This window comes from Lysinibacillus parviboronicapiens, from assembly GCF_003049575.1.
Classification (GTDB): Bacteria; Bacillota; Bacilli; order Bacillales_A; family Planococcaceae; genus Lysinibacillus; species Lysinibacillus parviboronicapiens.
The window spans coordinates 62,647-88,725 of the sequence record NZ_PYWI01000008.1; the positions used below are offsets into that span (position 1 = coordinate 62,647).

The 26,079-nt window shown below is 38.8% G+C and carries 23 protein-coding genes; 19 read left to right on the plus strand and 4 right to left on the minus strand.

The features are described from left to right. Positions 1 to 6 precede the first annotated feature (6 nt). The 4 genes from C9J35_RS09105 to C9J35_RS23545 all read left to right on the plus strand — a co-directional run bounded on the left by C9J35_RS09105 (position 7) and on the right by C9J35_RS23545 (position 4,621). Positions 7 to 1,029, plus strand: a complete 1,023-nt coding sequence (locus C9J35_RS09105; protein WP_107924259.1) for a serine hydrolase domain-containing protein — start codon at positions 7 to 9, stop codon at positions 1,027 to 1,029. A gap of 176 nt (positions 1,030 to 1,205) precedes the next feature. After that, positions 1,206 to 2,333 (plus strand): NAD(P)/FAD-dependent oxidoreductase, encoded by a 1,128-nt coding sequence (locus tag C9J35_RS09110; protein WP_107924260.1) that lies wholly within the window; start codon positions 1,206 to 1,208, stop codon positions 2,331 to 2,333. 193 nt (positions 2,334 to 2,526) lie between these two features. Next, the gene (locus C9J35_RS09115) at positions 2,527 to 4,023 is read left to right on the plus strand and encodes a carboxypeptidase M32 (RefSeq protein WP_107924261.1); all 1,497 of its coding nucleotides are present in this window, start codon (positions 2,527 to 2,529) and stop codon (positions 4,021 to 4,023) included. 454 nt (positions 4,024 to 4,477) lie between these two features. Next, complete coding sequence (locus C9J35_RS23545) at positions 4,478 to 4,621, plus strand: hypothetical protein (RefSeq protein WP_167395938.1); 144 nt, start codon at positions 4,478 to 4,480, stop codon at positions 4,619 to 4,621. On the opposite strand, the gene C9J35_RS09120 is transcribed toward C9J35_RS23545, so the two are convergent. The 4 genes from C9J35_RS09120 to C9J35_RS09130 all read right to left on the minus strand — a co-directional run bounded on the left by C9J35_RS09120 (position 4,606) and on the right by C9J35_RS09130 (position 7,932). After that, complete coding sequence (locus C9J35_RS09120; RefSeq protein ID WP_107924262.1) at positions 4,606 to 6,267, minus strand: b(o/a)3-type cytochrome-c oxidase subunit 1; 1,662 nt, start codon at positions 6,265 to 6,267, stop codon at positions 4,606 to 4,608. The genes C9J35_RS23545 and C9J35_RS09120 overlap by 16 nt on opposite strands. After that, positions 6,254 to 6,745: a cupredoxin domain-containing protein gene (locus tag C9J35_RS09125; protein ID WP_054767546.1), complete on the minus strand. Its 492-nt coding sequence runs from the start codon at positions 6,743 to 6,745 to the stop codon at positions 6,254 to 6,256. Before C9J35_RS09125 ends, C9J35_RS09120 begins: the two co-directional genes overlap by 14 nt. 166 nt (positions 6,746 to 6,911) lie before the next feature. Continuing rightward, positions 6,912 to 7,034 (minus strand): hypothetical protein, encoded by a 123-nt coding sequence (locus tag C9J35_RS24520; protein ID WP_268807919.1) that lies wholly within the window; start codon positions 7,032 to 7,034, stop codon positions 6,912 to 6,914. A gap of 439 nt (positions 7,035 to 7,473) precedes the next feature. Next, a complete protein-coding gene (locus C9J35_RS09130; RefSeq protein ID WP_054767581.1) occupies positions 7,474 to 7,932 on the minus strand; it encodes a chemotaxis protein CheX in 459 nt (152 codons plus the stop codon). A 619-nt stretch (positions 7,933 to 8,551) separates the two neighbouring features. Here C9J35_RS09130 and C9J35_RS09135 point away from each other — a divergent pair. From C9J35_RS09135 to C9J35_RS09205, 15 genes are all read left to right on the plus strand, one after another. Continuing rightward, positions 8,552 to 9,538, plus strand: a complete 987-nt coding sequence (locus C9J35_RS09135) for an ABC transporter ATP-binding protein (protein ID WP_153062950.1) — start codon at positions 8,552 to 8,554, stop codon at positions 9,536 to 9,538. Next, positions 9,539 to 10,495 (plus strand): ABC transporter ATP-binding protein, encoded by a 957-nt coding sequence (locus tag C9J35_RS09140; RefSeq protein ID WP_107924263.1) that lies wholly within the window; start codon positions 9,539 to 9,541, stop codon positions 10,493 to 10,495. Between the two features lie 17 nt (positions 10,496 to 10,512). Further along, the gene (locus C9J35_RS09145) at positions 10,513 to 11,304 is read left to right on the plus strand and encodes an IclR family transcriptional regulator (protein ID WP_107924264.1); all 792 of its coding nucleotides are present in this window, start codon (positions 10,513 to 10,515) and stop codon (positions 11,302 to 11,304) included. Positions 11,305 to 11,332: 28 nt separating this feature from the next. Then, complete coding sequence (locus C9J35_RS09150) at positions 11,333 to 12,916, plus strand: ABC transporter substrate-binding protein (protein WP_107924265.1); 1,584 nt, start codon at positions 11,333 to 11,335, stop codon at positions 12,914 to 12,916. A 66-nt stretch (positions 12,917 to 12,982) separates the two neighbouring features. Further along, entirely contained in the window at positions 12,983 to 13,915 is a 933-nt protein-coding gene (nikB, locus tag C9J35_RS09155; protein ID WP_054767547.1) for a nickel ABC transporter permease, read from the plus strand. Next, complete coding sequence (locus C9J35_RS09160) at positions 13,915 to 14,817, plus strand: ABC transporter permease (RefSeq protein WP_107924266.1); 903 nt, start codon at positions 13,915 to 13,917, stop codon at positions 14,815 to 14,817. The genes nikB and C9J35_RS09160 overlap by 1 nt, the downstream gene beginning before the upstream one ends. A 9-nt stretch (positions 14,818 to 14,826) precedes the next feature. Continuing rightward, on the plus strand, positions 14,827 to 17,649 hold the full coding sequence (locus tag C9J35_RS09165) for a M14 family metallopeptidase (RefSeq protein ID WP_107924267.1): 2,823 nt from the start codon (positions 14,827 to 14,829) through the stop codon (positions 17,647 to 17,649). A 9-nt stretch (positions 17,650 to 17,658) separates the two neighbouring features. Then, complete coding sequence (locus C9J35_RS09170) at positions 17,659 to 18,273, plus strand: pyroglutamyl-peptidase I (RefSeq protein ID WP_054767548.1); 615 nt, start codon at positions 17,659 to 17,661, stop codon at positions 18,271 to 18,273. Then, the gene (pxpB, locus tag C9J35_RS09175; RefSeq protein ID WP_107924268.1) at positions 18,257 to 18,952 is read left to right on the plus strand and encodes a 5-oxoprolinase subunit PxpB; all 696 of its coding nucleotides are present in this window, start codon (positions 18,257 to 18,259) and stop codon (positions 18,950 to 18,952) included. Before C9J35_RS09170 ends, pxpB begins: the two co-directional genes overlap by 17 nt. A gap of 3 nt (positions 18,953 to 18,955) precedes the next feature. Then, positions 18,956 to 19,828 carry a 5-oxoprolinase subunit C family protein gene (locus C9J35_RS09180; RefSeq protein WP_107924269.1) on the plus strand — a complete coding sequence of 291 codons (873 nt, stop codon included), beginning with the start codon at positions 18,956 to 18,958 and terminating at the stop codon, positions 19,826 to 19,828. 2 nt (positions 19,829 to 19,830) lie between these two features. Then, positions 19,831 to 20,556, plus strand: coding sequence for a 5-oxoprolinase subunit PxpA (locus C9J35_RS09185; protein WP_107924270.1), 726 nt, complete (start codon positions 19,831 to 19,833; stop codon positions 20,554 to 20,556). 963 nt (positions 20,557 to 21,519) lie between these two features. Continuing rightward, a complete protein-coding gene (locus C9J35_RS09190) occupies positions 21,520 to 22,281 on the plus strand; it encodes a DeoR/GlpR family DNA-binding transcription regulator (RefSeq protein WP_107924271.1) in 762 nt (253 codons plus the stop codon). Further along, positions 22,281 to 23,585, plus strand: a complete 1,305-nt coding sequence (locus C9J35_RS09195; protein ID WP_107924272.1) for a four-carbon acid sugar kinase family protein — start codon at positions 22,281 to 22,283, stop codon at positions 23,583 to 23,585. Before C9J35_RS09190 ends, C9J35_RS09195 begins: the two co-directional genes overlap by 1 nt. Then, positions 23,582 to 24,598: a 4-hydroxythreonine-4-phosphate dehydrogenase PdxA gene (gene pdxA / locus C9J35_RS09200; RefSeq protein ID WP_107924273.1), complete on the plus strand. Its 1,017-nt coding sequence runs from the start codon at positions 23,582 to 23,584 to the stop codon at positions 24,596 to 24,598. Before C9J35_RS09195 ends, pdxA begins: the two co-directional genes overlap by 4 nt. A 66-nt stretch (positions 24,599 to 24,664) precedes the next feature. Then, the gene (locus C9J35_RS09205) at positions 24,665 to 26,038 is read left to right on the plus strand and encodes a GntP family permease (protein ID WP_107924274.1); all 1,374 of its coding nucleotides are present in this window, start codon (positions 24,665 to 24,667) and stop codon (positions 26,036 to 26,038) included. Positions 26,039 to 26,079 lie beyond the last annotated feature (41 nt).

A 26,079-nucleotide genomic window follows, 5' to 3' on the forward strand; every position in this document is an offset into this window, starting at 1 on the left:
CTTCTCATGCAAAAAAATGTTGAGCCAACTACAACATGGCAAGCCGTAGACCCTGAAATGGAGAAAATGGACACGGCAAAGCTTGCAGAGCTTGAACAGAAAATACAATCCGAGTACAGCAATATCAATGGTATGGTTGTGGTAAGAAATGGCAGTATTGCTTATGAAAGATACTATAATGGCTTTGGTCCAGATGACACGTATCATGTGGCATCTGTAACAAAAAGTATCCTATCAGCGCTCATCGGTATTGCTATCCATGCAGGATATATTCACAATGTAGATCAGAAAGTGCTAGATTTTTTCCCGGAATATGTGGCTAATGCTGCTGACAAGCAGAAACATCAAATTACTATACGCCACCTTCTGACGATGACTGCGCCCTATCCATTTGAAGACTGGCATGAGCCATTAGATAAGTTGTGTCAACAAGCAGATTGGGTAAAATATACTCTTGATATGTTAGGTGAACAAGGTAAAATCGGTGTGTTTAAATATGCCACATCAGGAGCACATCTACTTTCAGCGATTATCACACGTAGTACAGGCAAGAATGCCCGAGTGTTTGCCAATGAGCATCTATTCAGCGCTATTGGCATGAAAGTAATCCCTCAGTATGCTATGACATCATTTGGCTTTGAAGATTTATTTGGACATAATGTAAAAGGCTGGGTGGAAGACCCCAATGGCCATGCCACTGGAGGATGGGGACTTACCCTCAGCGCACGTGATATGGCTCGTTTTGGCACGCTCTATTTGAACGGTGGTCAGTGGGACAGTCAACAAATTATTCCGACATCATGGATTAGTGAATCCACTGCGATGAATCCCAATAATTATGGCTATCTCTGGTGGTTAAGAGAGGAGGACGGTGTTTCTGCCTACTTAGCACTAGGTGATGGTGGCCATGTCATTTGTTGCATCCCAGCAAAAGACTTAGTGATAGCCATCGCCTCTACCTTCATCATGAATCCCCGTGATAGATGGACACTGATTAAGGAACAGATTCTGCCGGCAGTAATTGATTAAATATATTTTCTCTAAGTTTGGCAAAGAGGAGAGTAGAAAAGTAAAAGGTGCCTGTTTAAAAAGTACTGATTTGAGTTTTAGGATTGCCTAACAGATATTAATTGTAAATGTAAGGACAATACTTTCATGCGGAGTTCGTTATAATGGATACAGTGATTTAGGAAAGGGATGTAAACATGAAGAAAGTCATTGTTATTGGATCAGGAATTCTTGGGGCATCGACAGCATACCAGTTAGCCAAGATGGGTGCGGATGTTCTAATTGTAGATCGCAAAGATAAAGGACAGGCTACAGATGCCGCTGCTGGTATTATTTGCCCTTGGTTATCACAGCGACGCAATCAAGCTTGGTACCAGTTGGCTAAGGCCGGCGCGCGTTTTTACCCGGGGTTGATTAAAGAGCTCGAAAGGGAGGGCGAAGCAGAAACAGGCTATGCTCAAGTTGGTGCAATTAGTATCCATGACGATTTGGAGAAAATAAAAAGGATGGGAGAGCGGGCACAATTACGAAAAGTGGATGCACCGGAAATCGGTGAAATTACCCAGCTTAATGAAAAAGAAACCCATGAGCGTTTTCCTTTGTTAACAGAAGATTATCATTCTGTTCATATTAGCGGTGCTGCACGGGTAGATGGTCGTGCGCTACGCGATGCATTGCTTCGATCAGCCCAAAGGAACGGTGCTGTCCTGATAAACGGGGATGCAAGGCTTCAATATCAGTCGAACCGAATTACAGGAGTAATCGTCGGTGATACAAGCTTCTCGTCTGACATGGTGGTTGTTTGTGCAGGTGCCTGGGCCAATCAACTGCTGCAGCCATTAGGCATTCACTTTAAAGTTAGCTTTCAAAAAGCACAAATTATGCATCTACAAGTACCTGATAGACAAGACACAGGCACTTGGCCTGTAGTCATGCCGCCATCTGATCAATACCTGCTTTCTTTTGATAACCAGAAGATTGTTATAGGAGCGACTCACGAAAATGAAATGGAAGGCTACGATACAAGAATCACAGCAGGAGGAATACAAGAAATTCTGAATAAAGGGTTAGATATAGCACCTGATTTAGCAAATAGCATTTTTCAGGAGGTAAGAGTTGGTTTTCGTCCTTTTACACCTGGTTTTCTACCGGTGATAGGGGCTATTCCTGGCTGGGATGGTCTAATAACGGCGAACGGACTAGGTGCGTCCGGATTGACGATGGGCCCCTTTATTGGAGGGCAGCTAGCAAAGATGGCACTAGGAATAGCTCTGGATATCAATCTAAACGATTATGATATTCGAAAAGCTCTGGATGAAAGTTGAACTTTTTCAAATTAATTGAAAAGAGTGATTGAAATACATCTAGCGCTCGGGTAGTGTGAAATCAACTGTGAACAAGCATGGAAATCAACACACAACAATGATATTGCACATATTTTAAATACTTAAAAGTCCATAATATCCAAAATTTTCGAAAATATGATAAAATAGTAGCGAGAAAAAGGGGGATGATGGCATGGCCGTTCAACGATTTATAGATTATGTGAAGAAAATGGAACATTATGAAGAAGCGCTCAGTGTAATTTATTGGGATATGCGCACGGGGGCACCTAAGAAGGGACTCGCTCAGCGCTCAGAAGTGATTGGGACGCTATCAGCCTCACTATTTGACATGCAAACGAGTGAAGAATTAGGGGAGTTACTTACGGTACTTGAAGCGCAGAAGGAAGAGCTGGATTATGTCACACTGCGCTTAGTCGAGGAAGTGCGCAAAAACTACGACAATAATAAAAAAATTCCAGCGCATGAGTACAAGGAATTTGTAATCTTGCAATCGAAAGCAGAAGCCGTTTGGGAAGAGGCAAAAGCAGAAAATAATTTTGCGCTATTTTTACCATACCTCGAAGAAATCATTGCTTGGCAAAAGAAATTTATCGGTTATTGGGGCATGAAAAACGGCTCTCCATACAACACATTACTGGACCAATATGAGCCAGAAATGACGACGGAAATTTTAGACCGCGTTTTTGGCGAGTTACGTACAACGATTGTGTCACTGGTACAAAAAATTGCTGCATCATCAAATAAACCAGATACCAGCGTTTTATTTAAGCATTTCCCGCGAGAGGAACAACGAGCGCTGTCACTAGAAATTTTAGCGCAACTTGGCTATGATTTTGATGCGGGTCGCTTAGACGAAAGTGTCCATCCATTTATGATCGGTTTAAATCATGGGGATAACCGGATTACTACGAAATATGATGAAGCGGATTTCCGTTCGGCGATATTTGGTACAATTCATGAGTGTGGACATGCCATGTATGAACAAAATATTGACGCCAAGCTTGATGGTTTACCATTAGCACAAGGCACATCAATGGGCATACACGAATCCCAATCATTGTTTTATGAAAACTTTGTCGGTCGAAACGAAAAATTCTGGGAGCATAATTATGAGCGTCTGCAAAAGTATTCGCCCGCACAATTTGGTGAAGTTGCATTAGCCGATTTCTTACGTGCCATTAATATGGTGGAACCGTCACTTATCCGTATTGAAGCAGATGAGCTAACGTATGCGCTGCATATTATGATTCGTTATGAGATTGAGCGCGACTTGTTCAATGGTGATTTACAAGCAAAAGATTTACCGCAAGTATGGAATGCTAAGTACGAGGAATACTTAGGTATTCGACCTGAGACAGATGCACAAGGGGTACTGCAAGATATGCACTGGTCAGGTGGCATGTTTGGTTATTTCCCATCTTATGCTTTAGGTCTGATCTATGCGGCACAGTGGAAGCATGCGATGGACAAGGATATTCCAAACTTTGATGACCTGCTAGCAAATGGCGAGCTACTGCCTATTCGTGAATGGCTAAGCGATAAGGTGCATCAATATGGTGCATTGAAAAAACCTTTCGAGCTGCTCCAAGCGGCGACAGGGGAAGGCTTGAATGGCCACTATCTAGCAAACTATTTACAAGACAAATATACAAAACTGTATCAGCTATAAAAAAGTGATATCTCTATTACGGAGAAATCGCTTCAGTTTGACGATAAAAGGCATTCAGAATGATGATATTCTGAATGCCTTTTCCATTGCGCTTAAAATTCCACGAACTACTACGAATTCAACTATTATGCCATTTCTGGACTTCGCTATATTCAGTTAGCAAGTTTCTTCAAAGTCATTGCAGCAAAAGTAAGTATTATCTGCATGACCAGCTTTGAGGGTTATCCAATGCTTCTTTTGCAATGTATAAAACACAATCCAGCGTTTTCTTAGCGATGCGCTTAAATTTGTTTATTATTTTGACGATGTTCATGATTTAAATTTTCAGTCATCCTATCCATCACCTTTAAATTATAGCTGACGCCATTCGCCTTTCGCTACAGAGCAAAGTTTCCAGCGAGAATCGCAAGAGCTAAAGGCTTCGAGAGGATATAGCAACGAGGAGACTGAAGCCATGCCTATGAAAAGCGTCCGCCGTAGCGGAAATCAACGGGTTCATCTAGATACTTCTATTTTAAAAGAAAAAGCGATTTCTCTATTACAGAGAAATCGCTTTAATAAAGAAGATGCGGGATGCATGAGTTACCAAAGTTTATAGCCTTTTGAGCCAGGAGGTGAGTTGGAAATAATATCAATCAGTGGAACAGTGTAAGCAAATAATATTAATGCGACTAAAATAACAACCCATAGTTTAAAGTTTTCTAAAATGGCTGGTGTTTTGCCACTGTGTTCATGTACGTCACTTACTGGGAACTCTTCGTCACCTTTTGGTGCGAACCATGCTAGTTTTACAACGATATACATAATTACTAGGATGGCGATGAACAAAATTGTACCACCAACTGCTTGTGCAATTTGATATGGAATCCAATCATATGCTTGTTGGGCGCCACCGTACTCAGAGTAATCTGAACGACGAGGTGCACCGATAAGACCTGCGATATGCATAGCAGAAGACATGATTGTCATACCAACTGCCCATAAAATCCCTGCGAAGTTACCAAGATTGTTTAATGATTTTGTGAGCGTACGACCTGTTAAATGCGGAATTAACCAGAATGCCGCACCGAAGTAAGTTAACACGACAGCCGTAGCGATTGTTAAATGGAAATGTCCCGTTACCCAAATGGTGTTATGGATTAATTGGTTCATTTGATAAGAAGCATTGACGATCCCGCCAGCACCACCAGGAATGAACGACACCATACCGATGAAAGGTACAAAGAAACGTACATCAGTCCACGGTAATTTTTTGAACCAACCGAAGAGACCTTTTCCACCTAATTCACGTCCACGTAATTCAAACATAGCGAACATGGAGAAGGCTGTCATTAAGGATGGCACAATAACGGCAAATGTTAAAACAACTTGAATGAATTTCCATGTACCATCAATACCTGGTTCAGTTAATTGGTGATGAATCCCAACAGGTACAGAGAATAATAAGAAAAGAATAAATGCCAGTCTAGCTAGAGAATCAGAGAAAATTTTCCCGCCAATAATCTTTGGAATCATTGTATACCAAACCATATAAGCTGGTAATAACCAGAAGTATACAAGGGCATGCCCGAAATACCAGAATAATGTACGAGATAAGGCTACATCAACACGTTCGATGAAACCTAATGACCAAGGCAGTAGCTGGAATAATACAGAAACGGCTACACCTAGCGTGGCAACAAACCACATCAGATTGTTAACAACAACCATAAATGATAGTAGGGGACTCGGTTGCCCACTTGCTTTATTTTCTTTACGCCATTGTGCATAACGTAAAATTTGACCTGCACCGCCAACCCAAGAACCTACAACGACTAAGGTTAAGCCTAAGTAGAAAATCCAGTGTGCTTGAAGAGGAGCATAGAACGTATAGAGAACGGTTGCTTTATTGAGTAACACCATAGTTGCTGCCGCAGCTGTACCAATCGTCATTAACCAGAAACCAATCCAGCCAAGACGACGTTGAGCAGCTGAGAACGTGCCAGAAGTACGGCTTACACTGGCTATTTGGAAACCAAAAATAAAGTACGTTGTTAAAATAAGACCGAGTAACACACCGTGTACTGTTAAAACTTGATAATAACCAATACCTGCTGGTAACGTGAATTGTCCAGAGCGTACAAACACTTGTAATAAACCTGCAAGGCCACCTAATAATAATGCGATAAATGCGACATAAATATGCGCCATTGCAAGCTTCGCGTCACGACGATCCACCTTTGTCAAATTATTATTCAGACTCATTTGGATCCACCACCTTTAGCATAGAGTGCATCATCGTATGTCCTGTACCGCAGTACTCGTTACAGACGATTAAAAACTCTCCTACTTTATTTACTTCTGTCACATATTCGGAAATATACCCAGGTTCAAGCATCATATTAATATTTGTGCCGGCAACCTCAAAGCCGTGCATTACATCTTCACTTGTACCGATAAACTTCACTTTTGCCCCAAGTGGAACTTCGATTTCAGGGGGATTGTAATAGAACGCAGAAGCTAAAACAACGACTTCATAATCCCAATCCTTGCCCTCTACTTTATGGACACCAGGGTTATCAAATGGTGCAATTTCTTTTGCTTTCTCGTAATCTAGTGTTTTTTTACCGTTGTTCGGATGTGAGCCTTGATGGAATGCACCAATGCCGAGAATAACGAGAAATGCCACTAAAGTAGTGACGCCAAACACTAGCCAATATTTCTCATACTTATGTAAGTGCATATATCTCTGTCCCTTCTTTCTAAAATTAATGACATCTTGCTGAAATGTTCATCCCGCTGCTTGGCATTGGGCTAAACGCATAGGTAAATATTTACAGACTTTAACGTGAATTAACTGCTTTTGTCATACTGAACACCGAATGAAAAAGGTAATTTACGGTGATAAGTTAAAAGCGGCCGATGAATAAATTGAAGCAGTATACCCACAGTAAAATAATAATGATGCCGACTCCAAATACTGCATAGAGTGAACCTTTAAGATTATCTTCTGACTTCTTTTTATTTGCCATTGTTGCTCCCTCCTACGCTTTCTTAGTGGACTTTCTTAATGTCATCATATAGAAATTTATGTCGATTTGATGTGAAAAAAATCACACTTTCTCGGTCAAAGTGTGAAAAAAATGTGAAATATAGAGCGAAAACAAAAGAAGGTATCTTACGAATAGGTAAAAAGACAGTTTAGTAGTCATTCGCTCAAAGGTGTCAATCAAAAAAATAAATAAACGTTCTGAGCATTGAGACCTAATCTTGTAGTTCGACGATTGATAGCTTTGAGATGGATGTGCGTGGTCGTTCAGCAGTAGTTTGCACAAAAATAAGAGGGCAACCCCTAAGTGATGTATGTATCACTAGGGGCTGCCCTCCTATTTAGCGAATGCCAAATTTTATGCATAAATGTTTGATGCGATGGCATAAGATGTATCGTTTGCAAGATCAGAATCTAGTTAGTTATGCTTCTTCTTCAATGGTTAATAGAACCGTTAGTGCACCAATGTCTGGAATCGTAACAGGGAGGACAAAGGCTTTCTCAAACCCATATAACTTCGTGTTTCCCACCATTACAGTTGGTGGCGTAATATCAATTTCAAGGTTTTGTTGTCCGACAGCCGTACATAAGTTACCTGCAATCATGTTTCCGAATTCACCTGTAAAGGATTCTAACATTTCTCCTTCAAGAGGCATACCAAACATCGTGTTGCCAATGCCACTGAATATTTCAGGAGAGGAATCGATAATAACACGGCCCTTTAAATCTCCAATAAGCCCAATTAATACGCCCATTTGTTGCTGTTGAAAAGGTTCAGAAATAATACTTGGCGATTTCACCTGGATGTCCATGGGTAGTATCGATTTTAATGCATGGATTGTCCCGTTTAAAATAGTTTGAAAGTACTTCGAATTACTCATCATTACCGCATCCTTTTTCCGACTTTTCTACATCTTACCATGTTAAAAGGGTAAGATGAAAGTATGTCTTGACGAAATAGGCTGAAATTTATATTATATTAGTGAGAATGATTTTCAAATTCAATAAGATAGTGCAAAAGTTTTCGTTTTTAAGTTGAAGTATCTATAAGAAAAGGAGCGGTCAGCAATGACATTCGTATTCATTGGAGTAACAGTGGCGATCTATATTGGCGTGGGGAAATACGTCATGAAACAAGCGACTGCACATATAAAATAGTAAAGTTTGTATTTTAGCTGTTGCCATATAAAATGATTATTTTAATAAAGAGAGTATGACACAAAGTTCTTTTGAGTCATACTCTTTTTTTGTGCGAAAAAATCAACATTTGTAAAATGATTTATCAACGAAATCCCTTGGTTATATGTAAAGTGGAAATCTGCAAAAGCCTATTTATTCGACAAAAAATAAGAAAAATAGAGAAAAAGTATTTATTTTTATAGAATAATTTTATTAAACTAAATATTTATTTTTTTCTGAAAACTATTGAAATAGGTTATTTTTTTATGTAGAATTTTAAAAAATGGAATCGCTTTTCATATATTGGAACGGAGGTTAAAAATGGCTGTCAACATTTTGGAAGTCAAAGATTTGAAAATAGGATTTGAACAAGACAAAAAAGACATTGCGATTGTCAATGGCGTGTCATTACAACTTGAAAAAGGAAAAACTTTAGGGATTGTTGGCGAATCAGGCTGTGGTAAAAGTATGACGTCGCTATCACTAATGGGATTGTTACCTTCTGGAGTGGATTGGCAAAATGGAGACATTTACATAGACCAAATGCAAATTAACAAAAAATCAAAAAAAGAATGGCGAAACGTTCGAGGGAAAAAAATAGCAATGATTTTCCAAGAACCGATGAGTTCGTTAAATCCAGTTTATAAAGTTGGTTCTCAAATAGTTGAAATGATTCTTAGTCATGAGCATATATCCAAAAAAGAGGCGCTGCAACGTGCTGTTGACATGCTTCAACTTGTTGGAATTCCTCGCCCAGAAAGAGTAGTGAATGAGTATCCTCATCAATTATCAGGTGGGATGCGTCAACGAGTCATGATTGCCATGGCATTAGCATGTGGTCCAGAAATATTAATTGCAGATGAACCTACTACTGCATTAGACGTGACGATTCAGGCCCAAATTCTCGAATTGATGAAAGACCTGCAAGAGAAATTACAGATGTCTATCATTATCATCACGCATGATCTTGGCGTCGTTGCTGAAATTTGCGAACGAGTAGTCGTCATGTACGCAGGAGAAATAGTTGAAGAAGCGACTGTTTTAGATCTTTTTAATCATCCTCTCCATCCTTATACACAGGGTCTATTGAATTCCTTGCCAGATATTGAGACAGAGCAGGAGTATTTGCCTTCAATTGAGGGAGTTGTACCAGCCCCAGCGGATATGCCAGCAGGTTGTAGATTTTTCGATCGATGTGAGTATGCAACAGGAAAATGTAAGAATAAACCAAATTTGTTTACAACAAATATTGGCAGTACAGTGCGTTGCTGGCTTTATGAGAGCGGAGAATTAATAGGGGGGATGTAAATGGTCAGTCCATTATTAGAAGTAAAACACTTGAAAAAATATTTCAACTTAAAAGGATCACGGGCAGATTATTTAAAAGCAGTAGATGATATTTCATTTACTGTAAATGAAGGAGAGGTTTTAGGCATAGTTGGTGAATCAGGCTGTGGAAAGTCTACGATGGGAAAAACACTCATTCAATTACTTACACCAACAGAGGGTGAAATTTTATTAAACGGAGAAAATATTGCAAACCTGAGCCCGAAAAAGGTACGTGAAAAACGCCGAGACATGCAAATTATTTTCCAAGATCCTTTTTCTTCCCTTAATCCTCGAATGAAGGTCTATAAAATCATTGAAGAACCATTGGTTAATTTTAAGATTGGTACAAAAGAAGAAAGAAAACAACGAGTTTATGAAGTAGCTAAACAGGTGGGACTGACACAAAAGCAATTAGATCGTTTCCCACATGAATTTTCAGGTGGTCAAAGACAACGAATAGGCATTGCGAGAGCACTTGTTTCAAATCCTAAGCTCATTATAGCGGACGAGCCTGTATCTGCACTTGATGTATCGATTCAATCTCAAGTATTGAACATCATGAAAGACTTAAAGAAGGAAATGAATCTTACCTATATCTTCATTTCACATGATTTAAGTGTCGTCCATCATTTTTGTGATCGTATTGGTGTTATGTACTTAGGGAAATTAGTGGAAGTAGCGGATAAGCATGAATTGTTTAGTAATCCAAAACATCCCTATACAAAAGCGTTACTATCGGCATTACCAAAATCGCATCCTTCGAGAAAAAAAGAGCGTATTGTCCTGAGAGGAGATGTTCCAAATCCTGCAAACCCACCTAGTGGATGTACATTCCATACAAGATGTCCTAATTGTATGGACATATGCACAGTGACGCCTCCTACCCTAAAAAGAATGGGTGAGAAGCATGATGTATCCTGCTTACTTTATGAATAAAAAATGGAGCGATTATGATGAGTAAAACAATAGAAAAAGGCATTAACATTTTGACATTATTTACGGAAGAAAAACCTTCCTGGCGTTTAGATGAACTGGCACATGAAACAGACATTCCAAAGCCTACCTTACTTAGATTTCTGAAGACATTCACAGAATTAGGGGTGTTAAAACGCCCATATATTCAAAGTGGTGGTCAACTAGTGTTGAGTGATCATTATTTTCTTGGACATAAATTAATTGAATTGGGGGCTATTGCTGCTAATTCCATTGAAATTCGTTCACTTGCTATACCACATATGAAAATGTTACAGCAGAAATTTGACTTAGCTGTTCAGTTAATCGTGATGGACGATACAGATGGTCTATACATTGAAAAAATAGAAAGTCTAAAACCGGTATTACTTTATACAAGAGTAGGGAGAAGGGCGCCACTGTACGCAGGTGCTTGTTCACGTATTATCTTATCTTTCCAATCAGAAGAAAAAATACAAGAAGTTTTACAAAAAACACGTAAAAAATATGCCAGTGGAACACCGGTAACAGACGAAGAAATCTATGAATTGATTGAATTTGGAAAAAACAATGGCTATGCCTACAGTGTTTCCGAACTAGAAGAGGGCACCATTTCAATAGCTGTACCAATTTTTAATAGCAATCGTGAAGTAGAATATTCCATCAGTATCGCTGGAATAGATTCGTTATTACCTAAAGAAAAAGTAAATGGTTTTTTAGAGGGGCTTTGGGCCACAGCGGCTTCAATATCAGCTGAATTAGGTTATTCGTTGCCATATCCATATGGTGTATAAATAGCAAACAACAAAGGGGATGTCGTATATGAAAAAATACAAATTGTTCACGTTGTTACTTGTATGTATGCTGCTCGTATTAACAGCATGTAGTGGTGACACATCAGAAAGTGGTAATAAAGAAAAAAACAATGGAAAAGTGAAGGGTGAAAATCCAGCAATAGCCCGTGGCAACGAATTAGTCATTCGTGTTCCGGGAGATCCACAAAACTGGGATCCAATTGATACATATCTATTGGCTTGGAGTATGGTTGGAACTTCCGTATTTGAAGGTTTAGTTAGTCGTTCACTTGACTTAGAAATTCAACCCGGCTTAGCAGAGTCTTGGGAATATGTAGATGATAAGACACTCGTATTCCAATTGCGTAATGGCGTTACATTCCACAATGGCGAACCATTTAACGCAGAAGCAGTTAAATTTACATTTGACCGTTTACTTGGTGAAGAGGGGCAAAAGGGGCCTCAATATTCAAACTATACATCGATTGATCGTGTAGAAGTAACTGGCGATTATGAAGTAACAATGTATTTAAAGGCAATTGACCCAGTGTTATTAACGAAATTATCTGGTTACGGTGCAGTCATCGTTCCACCAAAATACATTACTGAACAGGGTGCAGAGAATTTTGATATGAAACCTGTCGGAACAGGTCCATTCAAGATGACGGATTACCAACGTGATAAAGAAGTGGTCGTGGAGCGTTATGCAGATTATTGGAATAAAGACGCAATTAAGCTAGATAAAGTAACGTTTAAAGTCATTCCAGAAACTGCGACAGCATTAGCAGAATTACAAACAGGTAACATTGATATTATGACACGCTTAGAAGTTGCTCAAGCAGCAACCGCAGAAGGTACTGACTTCATCACTTTAATGGATGTACCTACTCCTACAGCATACTCGATACGCTTTGATACAGCGAAAGCACCTGTAGACGATGTACGAGTTCGACAAGCAATCAACTTTGCCATTGATAAGGAAACAATCGTGAAAGAAATCTTAGGTGGTTATGGAAAACTTATCAGCTCATTCCAAAGTGAACTTTCATTTGGCTATAACAAAGATTTACAACCATATCCATATGATCCTGAAAAGGCAAAAAAACTTCTTGCTGAGGCAAATGTTGCTGAAGGAACAACATTAGAATTCTATATTCCGGGTACTGATGGAACATTTAAAGAAATTGCACAAGCAGTCGCTTTCTATTTACAAGAAGTGGGCTTAAAAGTATCTATTAATAGTGTAGAAAATACAACCTTCCAATCAGAATTAATACCAAAAGGCGACGCTGGTCATATGTATAAAAATGGTTGGGGTGGTTGGACTTTAGACTTTGATAATACTGCCTATTTAATGTATCACGAAGGAGAATTTTGGAATCCAACTTATAAAAACGATAAAGTTGAACAATTGTTAACTGCGGAACGTGCGACGAATGATAGTACGGAACGTGAAAAAATCTTTAAAGAACTGACAGACGTATTATATGAAGATGCAGCAGAAGTGAATTTATATTCAGAAGTTGAAATATACGGAGTGAATAAGCGAGTAAAAGATTTCCAACCACCACATGATGGTCGCTTTAGATTTGAAGGGGTTACTGTCGAGTAATTAGTAAGTTAAGAGATAGTATGCTTACATACTATCTCTTTCATTTCAAACTAGGAGGATGGAATTATGCTTTCCTATATACTGAGACGTTTATCGCATACGGTGCTGGTGATTATGGCCGTTTCATTAATCATATTTTTCTCTATCCGTTTAACAGGAGACCCAGTAAGTATTATGTTCGGTGCTGGTGAACCAAGTCAGCAGGCCGTAGAAGAGTTAACTGCTAAATTAGGTTTAGATAAGCCGGTGTGGGAACAATATATCATTTTTATGAAAGATTTATTCATGCTTGATTTTGGTACGTCGTATCGCTCCAATAGCCCCGTTCTGGATATGCTGATAGAACGTGCATGGCCAACGATTGCACTTGCTTTAGGTGGTATGACTGTGGCGTTATTAATCGCTGTTCCTATTGGCATTCTATCAGCTGTGTATAAAGGAAAATCAATTGATATATTTGGTCGTATCTTCTCGCTACTAGGTATCTCATTTCCAAACTTTTGGTTAGCCTTTATGTTAATTTTAATCTTTGCTGTACAGCTAAAATGGCTACCTGTATCAGGTTTTGATGGCTTGAGTTCGTTAATATTGCCATCCATCGCATTAGGACTTATTTTATCAGGTATTTTAGTGCGTTTAATTCGATCATCGATGCTTGAGGTACTTAAAATGCAATATGTCACGACAGCAAGATCTAAAGGAATTAGAGAATGGCTCGTCATTGTAAGGCATGCATTCCGAAATGCGTTATTGCCAACGGTGACATTTGTTGGTTTGCAGTTTGGTGGGCTATTAGGTGGTGCGGTTATAGTAGAGCAAGTATTTTCTTGGCCAGGCATTGGTCGTTTAATTGTTGACTCCATCAATCAACGGGATTATCCAGTTGTACAAGGTGGCATTATTCTTCTGGCATTATTAATGATCATGGTCAATTTGATGGTAGATTTATGCTACTCATTGATTAACCCGAAAATTCGGACAGGAAGAGGTGACAATTAATGACACAGGCGATTGAGACTGAAATAGTAGCGGCTAAAAAGACAAGTAAAATGATGCAGATTTTAAAGTATATCAAAGCGAACTTGACAGGGATGATCGGATTAGTGCTAGTAGTAGCCGCCATATTTTGTGCCATTTTTGCGCCATATATCGCGCCATATGATCCAGGTGCTGCCAGTTTAGGGCAACGCCTAGATATGCCTAAATGGTTGGATGAAACAGGGGAATCACAATATTTACTTGGAGGAGACCAAGTAGGACGTGATTTGTTGAGTAGAATTATTTATGGGGCACGTATTTCTTTATTGGTTGGTATTTGCGGGGTTGCCATTTCTCTTGTGTTAGGCACGGTTTTAGGACTTGTTTCTGGTTATTTTGGGAAATGGTTGGATGATTTAATTATGCGTTTGGCAGAAGTTCAATTAGGGCTGCCTTTTATATTATTAGCGATTGTTATTATGAGTGTATTTGGTACAGGCATTGAGAAAATCATTATTATTTTAGGTCTTACGTATTGGGTAAGTTTTGCCCGATTAATACGCGGAGAAATTTTGGCCTTAAAAGAACAAGAGTATATTCAAGCGGCGAAAGCTATTGGAGGAACTCATTTCAAAATAATCGTTAAGCATATTCTGCCAAATGTTGCGTCTTCTATTTTAGTATTAGCTACTATGTGTATTGCAGAGTTTATTTTATTAGAGGCTTCCCTGACATTTTTAGGATTAGGCGTTGAACCAACTGTACCTTCATGGGGCGGCATGCTAGCCGATAGTCGGAACTATATGACATCGGCATGGTGGATTTCTGTATTCCCAGGTATTGCAATTATGTTAACAGTATTAGGCTTTAACTTATTAGGGGATTGGCTGCGTGACCGCTTAGATCCGAATATGAAAGTTTAGGTGATGAATATGAATACAACTATTTTCACAAGTTTATTTAGTATGCATCAACCGTTAAAAAAACCTTCCTTATATATTGAATTACCGTCTCATCTTGCACCTGTTGGATTAATCGACTTTTGTGTGAGATTGGGCTTGGAAGCAAATGAACTTGATTTTAATTTATTTCAACCAGCCAACCAAACTTTCTCAATGATTTTTCAACACCATGATGCCACGTATGTGATGAAAAAAAATTCAACATTTATCTTTTATTATGAGACAGAGGAGTCATTATCGGCATTGTTAAGCGCTGTTGCGTGTGAGGGTATGCCAGATACAAGTGAAACGATTCCTGCTATCTATTATGAAAGTTTAAGTCATCTGTGGTCAGCTTATGGTACTGGTGAAAAAGATGAGGCCCATCCTTTACAACATCTAAGTGTACAAATGCATTTGCAAGAAGCAGTGCAAAGTCATGCACTCTTGAAAGAAGTTTGTTATCTTGGGCTACGACTAGGCTTATATTCAACGACAGCTTCTTTTCCTGTTGTGACACAAGAAGAACGTAATTTGTCCATTGTCATTAAACTAGGGACCGAAAATATTATGGAACTAGTCGCTCCGAACGCCATTCATATAATGGGTACGAAAGTAAGTCTACCAACTGTTCTTCATACGATTACAAAAGAAAAGCACGTCACTGAAGGTGGTTTACTTGGTATTTGGGAATTAAACGACAAGCAAGTTAATGAAGCTCAACTGCTATACGAAGAAAAGTGGCAAGATGAATCAGAAGCTACATCGATTATGAATGCATTACAAATGGAAACACAACTAGAAGTAGATGCCGAAATATATATAACGGCATCAAAAGAAAAACGAGATAACTATCGTTTAGATTTAGTTGATAAATTTCCCACTCTAAAGACTATCTATGTGCGCTCGGCATTTAAAACAGGATTGTACTGGATATTAGAAGAAGTACTGCCGTCAGTTCAAACACCTTTTACACAGGTGAAAATTGTTTGTAAGGATGGCAGCAAGCAAAAAGGTTTAGAATTACGCAATCGATGGATTATGGAACTATATCCGATTGACGAATTGATTGAAGCGCAATATGGGGTTCCGAAGGAGAATGTTCATTTTGAACTATCGTCCACACAACATCACGTTTATCGTGTCTATGTAGATGAACAATTGATAGCGGTATTAAACCCGTTAATTAGTGAATTGGATTATGTAGCTGGAGATAAAAAAGCGTATCCGACTACAGCAGGATACAGATTATTTAAAGATGAAGATTGTATTCAAGAAAAAGCCATATTGTCTGATCGAGAACGCTTTTATAAATACTATATAGATAGATTTTTACCACATGTCGTGGATCGATTAGTTATTGATAAAAGTAGTAGCAGTCAAGGGGAACTGTATCCGCTTTTTGACCGAATTGAAATAGACTTTACCTCTTCTGGAATTGAAGAGGAACTCTCTATTAAACAAGAAGCAAATTCATCCTTTGAGGCGTTGTATGAGGATATATATTTCAACACGCTGGACTATTTTTATGCATTGGGCGACCGACTAGTGAATCGACCTTATAAGGCGCCAGGAGGTGTTGTACCTTTTATCCATATGCAGGAGGATATCTATGCGCCCATTAATAGCTTGCTAAAGTTGTATCAGTGGCGTGAACAAGCATATATAGCCTCTACAACAAAGCGAATACTATTTGATGATAACGGACGGATGGACCGTGTAGAAATGCTCGTTGGCCAAAAACGTCAAGTTGTTGCAGTAGAACAACCATTAAAACACAAAATAAAAGATGACTTTCAGCTATTAAGTAGATATAACACCATGCCAGAAGTCAAAATCAATACTGCGGATTTGTCGTATAAAGGGAACTTGATACCCTTTATCGAAGTGACAGAACCGATTACTAGTGACTATTTTTCGGGGCTCAAGAAATCTAATGACAAGCATACGATTGTTTTTGAAGCGGGGCATCATCCAAATGAAGTTTCGAGTACACCTGCTATATTAGAACTAGTGGAAGATGTTATTCGTCAGCACCCAGAGATTTTAAAGAAAATCAATATGATTGTGATTCCACTAGCGAACCCGGATGGTTATGAGCTGATGAAGACTTTGACACAAGAGCATCCAAAATGGAAACATCATGCAGCCAGATACAATGCAGTTGGATTAGAATTTGCGCATGTGAAATTCCAAAAAAGTGTATTTGGTGAGGCAAATGTTTTACCAATGATATTAAAAAAATGGGCACCTGATATTGTACTAGATGATCATGGGATTCCTGCGCGTGAATGGGTACAGCCTTTTGCTGGCTATGCTTGCCCACCTATTTTTCCAGTCTCCTATACATTGCCAAGCGCAAAAATATATGGGATTGGTCGTTATGCAGATAGTGGGACAAGGGAGATTCAGGCAAAAAATTTAGAACATGTAGCTGAAAAAGTGAATGCTATTTTTGAAGACACAACCTTTGCTGAAGAAAATACTTATTGGCGTCATCGTTATTATAAGTATGGTACGAAGTGGGAACCTCAAAAATACCCAATTGAAGAAATGGGCAATATTAATTTCTACCGGGGGATGGAAGTGACACCAACATACTCTTCTGTAAGTATTTTACGTTACCCCCAATGGGTGGCACTTGATATAATATCAGAAGTGGCAGACGAAATTGTGTATGATGAGGAATTAAATTCATGTATTCAGGCTCATAAGTTATTCAATCAGGCAATTATCGAGGCGGTTGTCTCGACACCAGTCAATAAACAAAATCAAAATGGGCGGATCATCAAACAACGTCCAATAGAAATCTAGGTGAATAAAATGACAAAAATATTAATAACAGGGTTTGTGCCATTTCTTGACTATACAATGAATCCAACCATGCAAATTGTAGAAGCTTTGGATGGAAAGGTAATGGATGATTATGAGATTGCTGGACGCATATTGTCTGTAGATTTTCAGCAATCTGCCCAGCAGTTGCAACAACATATTGCTGAAGTAGAGCCTAAAATCATCATCTCATTAGGATTAGCTGGAGGACGTTTTAAGATTACACCAGAGCGAATTGCCATTAATGTGAAAGATGGCGAGGTTGATAATAATGGTTATACACCAGTGGATGAAAGCATTCTTGACGGTGGAGTCGATGCCTATCTAACGAATTTGCCTATCCGCAACATGGTGAACCGCTTACACAACGAAGTCTATCCTGCCGAAATTTCAAATACAGCAGGTACCTATTTATGCAATAATATTATGTATGAAGGGCTACGTTACGCACAGCAACATGAAGGAGTTCTCGCTGGATTCATCCATATTCCTGCTTCCTTTGAGTTGGCCATTCAGCATGGCAAAATACCAGGATGGAATAGCCAAGATTTAATCGCCAGTATCGAAATCTGCATCAAAGAGGCAATTTGTGCGGCGAATAATTAATTTCCCTCATACTATGTGGATTAGCCAATACACAGTTCGTTTTGCATTTAATGAAGTAATATCCCAAGAAAATTTTCAAGCTGTACAAAAATTTAATTGGTTTCTGCAAAAAAATCTACAGCACAAGTTAGTTGAAACAGTTGCTAGCTATCACACAGTTACGGCATATATCCATCAAAAAATTGATATAAAGTGTTTACAAAAGCAATGGCTTGCTATGCAAATGTCTACAACAAACGAAGAAATACCAAGTCGCCATTTACAAATTCCAATTTGCTATGATGAAGAATTTGCCTTAGATATGCAACGTGTTATGGATTATACGCGCTTAACGTATGAAGAGGTAAAAGTAATGCACATGTCTAAGGCATACCTTGTGTATTTAATTGGATTTTTACCGGGATTTCCTTATTTGGGTGATTTACATGAACAATTGTTTGTACCACGCTTGAAGAAGCCAAGAAAATCAGTATCAGCAAGCTCAGTTGGCATTGGTGGTGCACAGACAGGGATTTATCCACTCGATTCACCAGGTGGTTGGAATATTATTGGCAAAACACCATTTACTTTATTTGATGTACACGAGAAGAACAGTTTTTTATTTTCTCTAGGGGATCAAGTACAGTTTTATGAAATCACAAAGCAGGAGTATAGTGAAATAAAGAGCAAAGGAGTGTAGCAGTTGAAGCCACTTCTTATAGTGAAAAAGCAAGGTGTATATGGTAGCATGCAAGACCAAGGGAGATACGGCTATCGGGCATACGGTATTCCTCGATCTGGACCTATGGATAAAGTATCATTCCAAGCAGCTCATTATATTTTAAATAACGACAAAAACCAAACTTCATTTGAAGTATTTATTGGTGGGTTTGAATTTGAGGCATTAACTGGAGGTACTTATGTATTGACAGGGGCACAAAGCGAATGTTGCGTGAATGGTGTACCTGTCGAAATGTGGAAGACCTTTCAATTAGCACAGGGAGATCGGTTAACGATAAAAAATGTCAGTTGTGGGTCAATCGTGTATCTAACGCCTAAAGGTGGATTTCAAACAGCGCAAATACTGGCCAGTAATTCGTGTTTTCCCTTAGGGACCATAGGTGATTCGGTAAGGAAAGGTAGCATATTGTATGGGCATGAAACTGAGTCATCTGCGTCCATGCCATTTACAAGGGGTCTATATGCACCATTTCGTCCGACATTTAAAGACGCCATAACAGTAAGCGTTTTTAAAGGCCCTCATTTTGATTTATTTACCGAAGAAAGTCAACAGCAATTATTGCAGCATTCGTTCCAATTGACAGGGGGAAATCGGATGGGCTATTACTTGAAAGGTTCTGTGCTGCAGTTGAAGGAAAAGAAAGATATTCTTTCGGAGGCAACACAATTTGGAACAATTCAAGTGCCACAAAATGGGGAGCCAATCGTATTAATGGCAGATGCACAAACGGTTGGTGGCTATCCAATAATTGCTACAATTCATGAAGAGGACTTACATAAAATTGCTCAAATGCGTGTGTTTAACACTGTGAAATTTGCACTATCGGAGGGATAGCTATGCCATTTGATATAAATTGTGATATGGGTGAAAGCACGGATGCTTTTAGATTAGACAATGATGATGCAATTTTAGATTATGTGACGTCCATTAATATTGCATGTGGCTATCATGCTGGTAATCATACAATAATGCATCGTACTGTAAGAAATGCCATCCGAAAAAATGTCCATATTGGCGCACACCCAGGTTATCCTGATGTCGAAGGATTTGGTCGTCGTAATCGGGATTTTAGTGCACAGGAAATTTACAATATGGTCGTCTATCAAATAGGGGCATTACAAGCTTTTGTTACTGTAGAAAATGGAACACTCCATCATGTCAAGCCGCATGGGGCGCTTTATAATCAAAGTGCAAATGATATCGAAAAGGCAACAGCGATTGTCAAGGCGGTATATGACGTAAACCCAGCATATATTTTATATTGCTTGTCTGGCAGTAAGATGGCCACTATTGCAAAAGAACAAGGATTACTGGTGTACGAGGAAGCTTTTTCAGATCGTAATTACAATGATGACGGTACATTAGTGAGTAGATTGGAACCAAATGCGCTGATTCACACAGAGGCGGAAATGCTAGTACATGTCAAAGGTATTTTCACAACGAATGAGGTAATGTCTGTGCAACAAAAGAAAATCAAAATTTCCGCCCAAACACTGTGTATACACGGGGACGGCCCACATGCACTCGCCTTTGCCAAAAAAATATATGAGCTGAATCGTTAAGTAAGGTAAGTTTGACAACTTAGAAAGAAAATGACGCCTAAGCCAAGCTGATTGGTGTGGTAATCGAGGAAAATGAATGAACAGCCGACTTTTACTTCGGGCACCATGCCAATTATTCCTTTGATTTTTTTAAGCGGGCAATAACACCCAGGTGAATGGAAGGCGTTAAAAGGCAGTCCCATTGGTGACTTTGGTTTCAATCGTGTTAGCAGTCACTGTGGTGATTCATGGACTAGTCTTTAAATGCCTTCTCTTTTTTATGTTCATCTATAAATCGTTACGTTTACTAAAACACGTACCACTTGTTGAGGGGCTTGTTATACCTATGTACCTATGTATCTATAAAGTAAAATTTGTTTAATAAAGTAGTGGTAATGTCCATCAATTTACTTTCTTATATGTAAATGTGTATTCATAATAGCTGATTGCATCCAGTTTTTTTTGTGCATTTTGGGATGAAGTTTCCATGATATCAAGAATGCCTTCTGCGACTTTAATTGGTACATAAAGATAGGTCTCTGGCAATTCTGCAATAAAGCATACATACAGCCAAAGTAGGTAATATCCTTCAGTGCGATGGCTGTTGTTCTATAATGTCTCGTAAAGCGCCAGCTAGTGGTGTTACGTTCTTCTCTATCTTTCCACCTACGCCATTCCAAGCCCCATCCATTCAGAAAAATCCCTATATAGCCATACTATTTGGTCACCCTCTTCACAAAACAACTTGTAAATGCTACCAATTACATTCCTCCTTTTGTTTAGCAAAGCGAAAAAAATCAAGCACATGAATGTGGTGATTCCAGCCATTAACCGCTCTTGAATGCTCCGCATGAAATGAATCGATGATAAAAACTAACATTTAAATGTTCAAAGTAAACAAAAAGTTATTGACTTAATTATCAGAAAAGTGCATAATTTGTTCAAAGTGAACAAATGATTTTTAGGTACAGAAAGGGAACTACTATGACACCTTTAAAACGAAAGAAAAAAATTATTGATGAAATTCAGAAAAAAGGCAGGGTAGAAATTTTAGAATTAGTTGAGATGCTTGGTGTGTCTGCCATGACAATTCGTCGGGATTTAGATGAACTTGAAAAACATAAAAAGCTTATTCGTACACATGGCGGTGCAACACATGCTCAAACTATTATGACAGAAGTAAGTTACAATCAAAAACTTTCTGAAGCACGTTCACAAAAAATAGAAATTGCAGAAAAAGCAGTGTCACTTGTTAAAGAAGACATGAAAGTTTTTTTAGATTCTGGCACAACCAATTTAGAAATTGCACGCCAGTTAAAATCAAGACAACCCCTAACGATTGTAACGAACGATATTATAATTGCTGCTGAATTGATGGATAGTGAGCACGAATTAGTATTACTCGGTGGCATTGTTCAAAAAAATGTAGGCGCTGTGTTCGGGGTAACAGCTGATGAAATGTTGCGAAATATTCATGTAGATATCGCATTTATAGGTGCACATGCAGTACATGCCAATTTAGGAATCATGTCGACTACCTTTGAAAAGGCTTCTTTGAAAAAGCGTGTTATTGACGCTTCTGAATCAGTTTATCTAGTAGTCGATTCTAGTAAGTTTGAAAAGAAAGCGTTTGCAAAAATTGCTAAAGTAGACAGCGTAACGGGAATTATTACGGATCATCTTTTGCCAGAGGATATCAAAGAGCTTTATAAGGAATATTCAATATTCATAGAAGAGGTGAGTTAATGAAAATCGGCGTAATTGCAGATGACCTAACAGGAGCTAATGCAACGGGCGTGTGTTTATCAAAAAAGGCGTTTCGTAGTGCTACTGTAGTATTCGGTGGAGAAATCCCTAAAAATAGCTCGCTTAATGCGCTATGTTTCGATACAGATAGTCGTTATGTGCAACCACAAATTGCTGCACAGCGCGTCCTCCGTGTTCAAAAGCAGCTAGATATGTGGGGAGCAGATGTTATTGCGAAACGAATTGATAGTACTGTACGTGGAAATTTGGGGAGTGAGATTGATGCATTATTAGAGATCAAAGCAAATCGAATTGCGGTTGTCATCGTGACGTATCCGGACTCTGGTCGTTCCGTAACAGGTGGTTATTTACTAGTAGATGGGGTTCCTGTTGAAAAAACAGATGTTGCAAAAGACCCGATGAATCCAATTACGGATTCCCATGTACCGTCTATTTTACAAAAGCAAAGCTATCATAAAGTTACACATATTACTTTATCATGTGTGTTACAAGGACAACTAGCATTACGTGAACAACTAGTACAACAGATTGAAGAAGGTAGTCGTATTATCGTGATAGATGCTATATCGAATGAAGATATTGATGTCATCGCTGAGGCAATGATGACTATTAAAGATTTCGATGTAATGCCTGTCGATCCTGGGCCATTAACAGCGGCATACGGCTATGCCAAGACCGCCCAATCTGTCAAAAATAATAAAATTATCGTGACAGTTGGAAGCATTACCTCATTAACAGGTTGCCAGTTACAATACGTCATTGATAAACGCAATGCCAACCCAGTTTACGTCAATCCTCAACAACTTGCCTCCGTTTCATCTAGCTGGGACGAGGAAATTGCACGTGCTACAGCGGAAGCATTCGAAAAGCTATTTAGTGAAGATGTATTAATCATCACGACCTATTCACCACGAACAGAAAAATTAGACTTATGGACGCTTGCAAAGGAACAAAATGTCCCAGAAGAAATAGTAGCAAAACGGATTACAGAGGGCTTAGCCATGATAACAAATCAAGTTGTACAACATGCGAAATCTCGTATTAGCGGTTCGTTTTCTAGCGGCGGGGATGTTACAGCGGCTATTTGTGCAATCAGTGGTGCAGAAGCGATTCAACTATATGACGAAGTGCTACCACGGGCAGCATTTGGGCGATTTATCGGTGGTACATTCGATGGGATTCCTGTCGTAACAAAAGGCGGAACAGTGGGTGACAAGCATTCGATTGATGAGTGCATTCAATATTTAATAAATAACAAGGAAGAAGGTCGAGTAACAATATGACAACAACTATTAGAGAAATTATCGCTATTCCAATGGGCGATGCAGCAGGAATTGGGCCAGAAATTACTGTGAAATCTTTAGCAAAGGAAGAGATTTATACAATGTGCAAGCCATTAGTAGTCGGTGATGCAGGCATTGTTCAAAAAGCCATCGATGTAACGGGCGTACAATTGTCAGTCAATGTGGTTTCCACACCATTAGATGGTAAATATCAATTCGGTACCATTGATATCATCGATTTAGCCAACGTCGATATGGATGCATTTGAACCGGGTCAAGTATCAGCTCAAAATGGTAGGGCGTCTTTTGAATTTATTAAAAAATCAGTAGAACTAGCAATGAATGGTGAAGTCAAAGCTTTAGCAACTACACCGATTAATAAAGAATCATTAAAAGCTGGAAAAGTGCAGTATATCGGACATACAGAAATGCTGGAAGACTTAGCACAATCCAAAGATCCACTAACAATGTTTCAAGTAAAGGGGATGCGTATTTTCTTCTTAACACGTCATTTATCTGTTGCGGATGCCATTAAACAAATGACAAAAGAACGTGTATACGATTACTTAGTGCGTTGTGACAAAGCATTAGCACGTTTAGGTGTTGAAAGTCGTAAATTTGCAGTAGCGGGTTTAAACCCACATGCTGGTGAAGGGGGGTTATTCGGAATGGAGGAAGTAGAAGAAATCAAACCAGGCATTGAATTAGCAGTCGCTGCTGGTATCGATGCCGTTGGGCCTGTTCCGGCAGACTCTGTTTTTTATCAGGCACTAAATGGTCGCTATGATGCTGTTCTGTCTTTATATCACGACCAAGGACATATCGCTGCAAAAATGACGGACTTCCACCGTACAATTTCAATTACAAATGGTTTACCGTTTTTACGTACATCCGTAGATCACGGAACAGCATTTGATATTGCTTGGAAAAATATAGCTTCGGAAGTAAGTATGTATGAATGCATCAAGCTTGCTGCTGAATATGCACCGAAATTTACAAGACAATCACTTTGATTAAAAAGAAATGAGGGAATATTCCTTTCCTCTTTTTTCTTATATAAAAATGAAAGGGGTTACAATATGACAACAGAAACAACGATTTTACTAGGTCTTATTATTGGCGTAATCTTATTAGTATTTCTAGTTGTGAAAACAAAGATTCATGTTTTTTTAGCATTAATTATTTCAGCGGCAACTACAGGGATTATTGGTGGAATGGCACCAAAAGCTGTTTCAGATGCTATAGTTAGTGGATTTGGCAGTACGCTTGGTTCAATAGGTATTGTTATTGGTTTTGGCGTAATGATGGGACGTATTTTAGAAGTATCAGGAGCAGCAGAACGATTAGCTTATGAATTGATTCGTTTTGTTGGTAGAAAAAAAGAAGAATGGGCGATGGCTTTGGCGGGCTACATCGTGGCAATCCCAATCTTCGTTGATTCTACATTTATTATTCTAACACCATTAATTAAATCTGTCGCACGAAACACTGGTAAATCTGTAGTAGCTATCGGGATTCCATTAGCAATTGGTGCAGCGGCAACACACCATGCGGTTCCTCCTACACCTGGTCCATTAGGGGTTGCAGGGATTTTCAATGTTGATGTTGGACAAATGATTATTTATGGATTGATTTTTGCTGTGCCAATAATGCTTGTCGGTATTTTCTATGGGAAATGGCTCGGTAAGCGCATCAATCAAATTCCAAACGAAGATGGGACGGATTGGATTCGACAAGACGAAGAATATACGTATCAAGATTTTGTTAAATTATCAGATGAGCGTAATAAAGAATTACCATCATTGTTCCGTTCAATTTTTCCAATCTTATTACCAATCGTGTTAATTTTCTTAAATACAACGTTATCAGCTTTTAAAATTACCGGTGGCATTTTTGACTATTTAATCTTCTTAGGTCAACCAATTATTGCAGTTGGTTTAGCAGTAATTGCTTCGATTTATACATTAGCTAGTCAATGGGATCGTAAAGAAGTTTTAGGTCGTTTGGAAGAAGGTATGAATAGTGCCGGGGTTATATTATTAATTACTGGTGCGGGAGGAGCGTTTGGTTTCGTATTACGTGAAAGTGGTGCTGGCGATTATATCGGTAATTCAGTAGCCTCTCTTCCATTGCCAGCTGTCTTAATTCCATTCATTATCGCTTCACTTGTTCGATTGATTCAAGGAAGTGGTACTGTTGCTATGATAACAGCCGCTTCAATTTCAGCACCAATTTTAATGGCTATTCCAGATGTTAACATGGTATTAGCTGCACAAGCTGCTGCATTAGGCGCTATGGTGTTCTCATACTTCAGTGATACATTATTCTGGGTAGTCAACCGTTCGCTTGGCATTACAGATACGAAAGAGCAAATTATGGTATGGTCTGTACCAACAACTTTAGCTTGGCTAGTATCATTGATTATGATTTTAGTTACAGATTTTATTGTATAAATAACCGTAACACATCATGCAAAAATATCGTTGCCGTATCA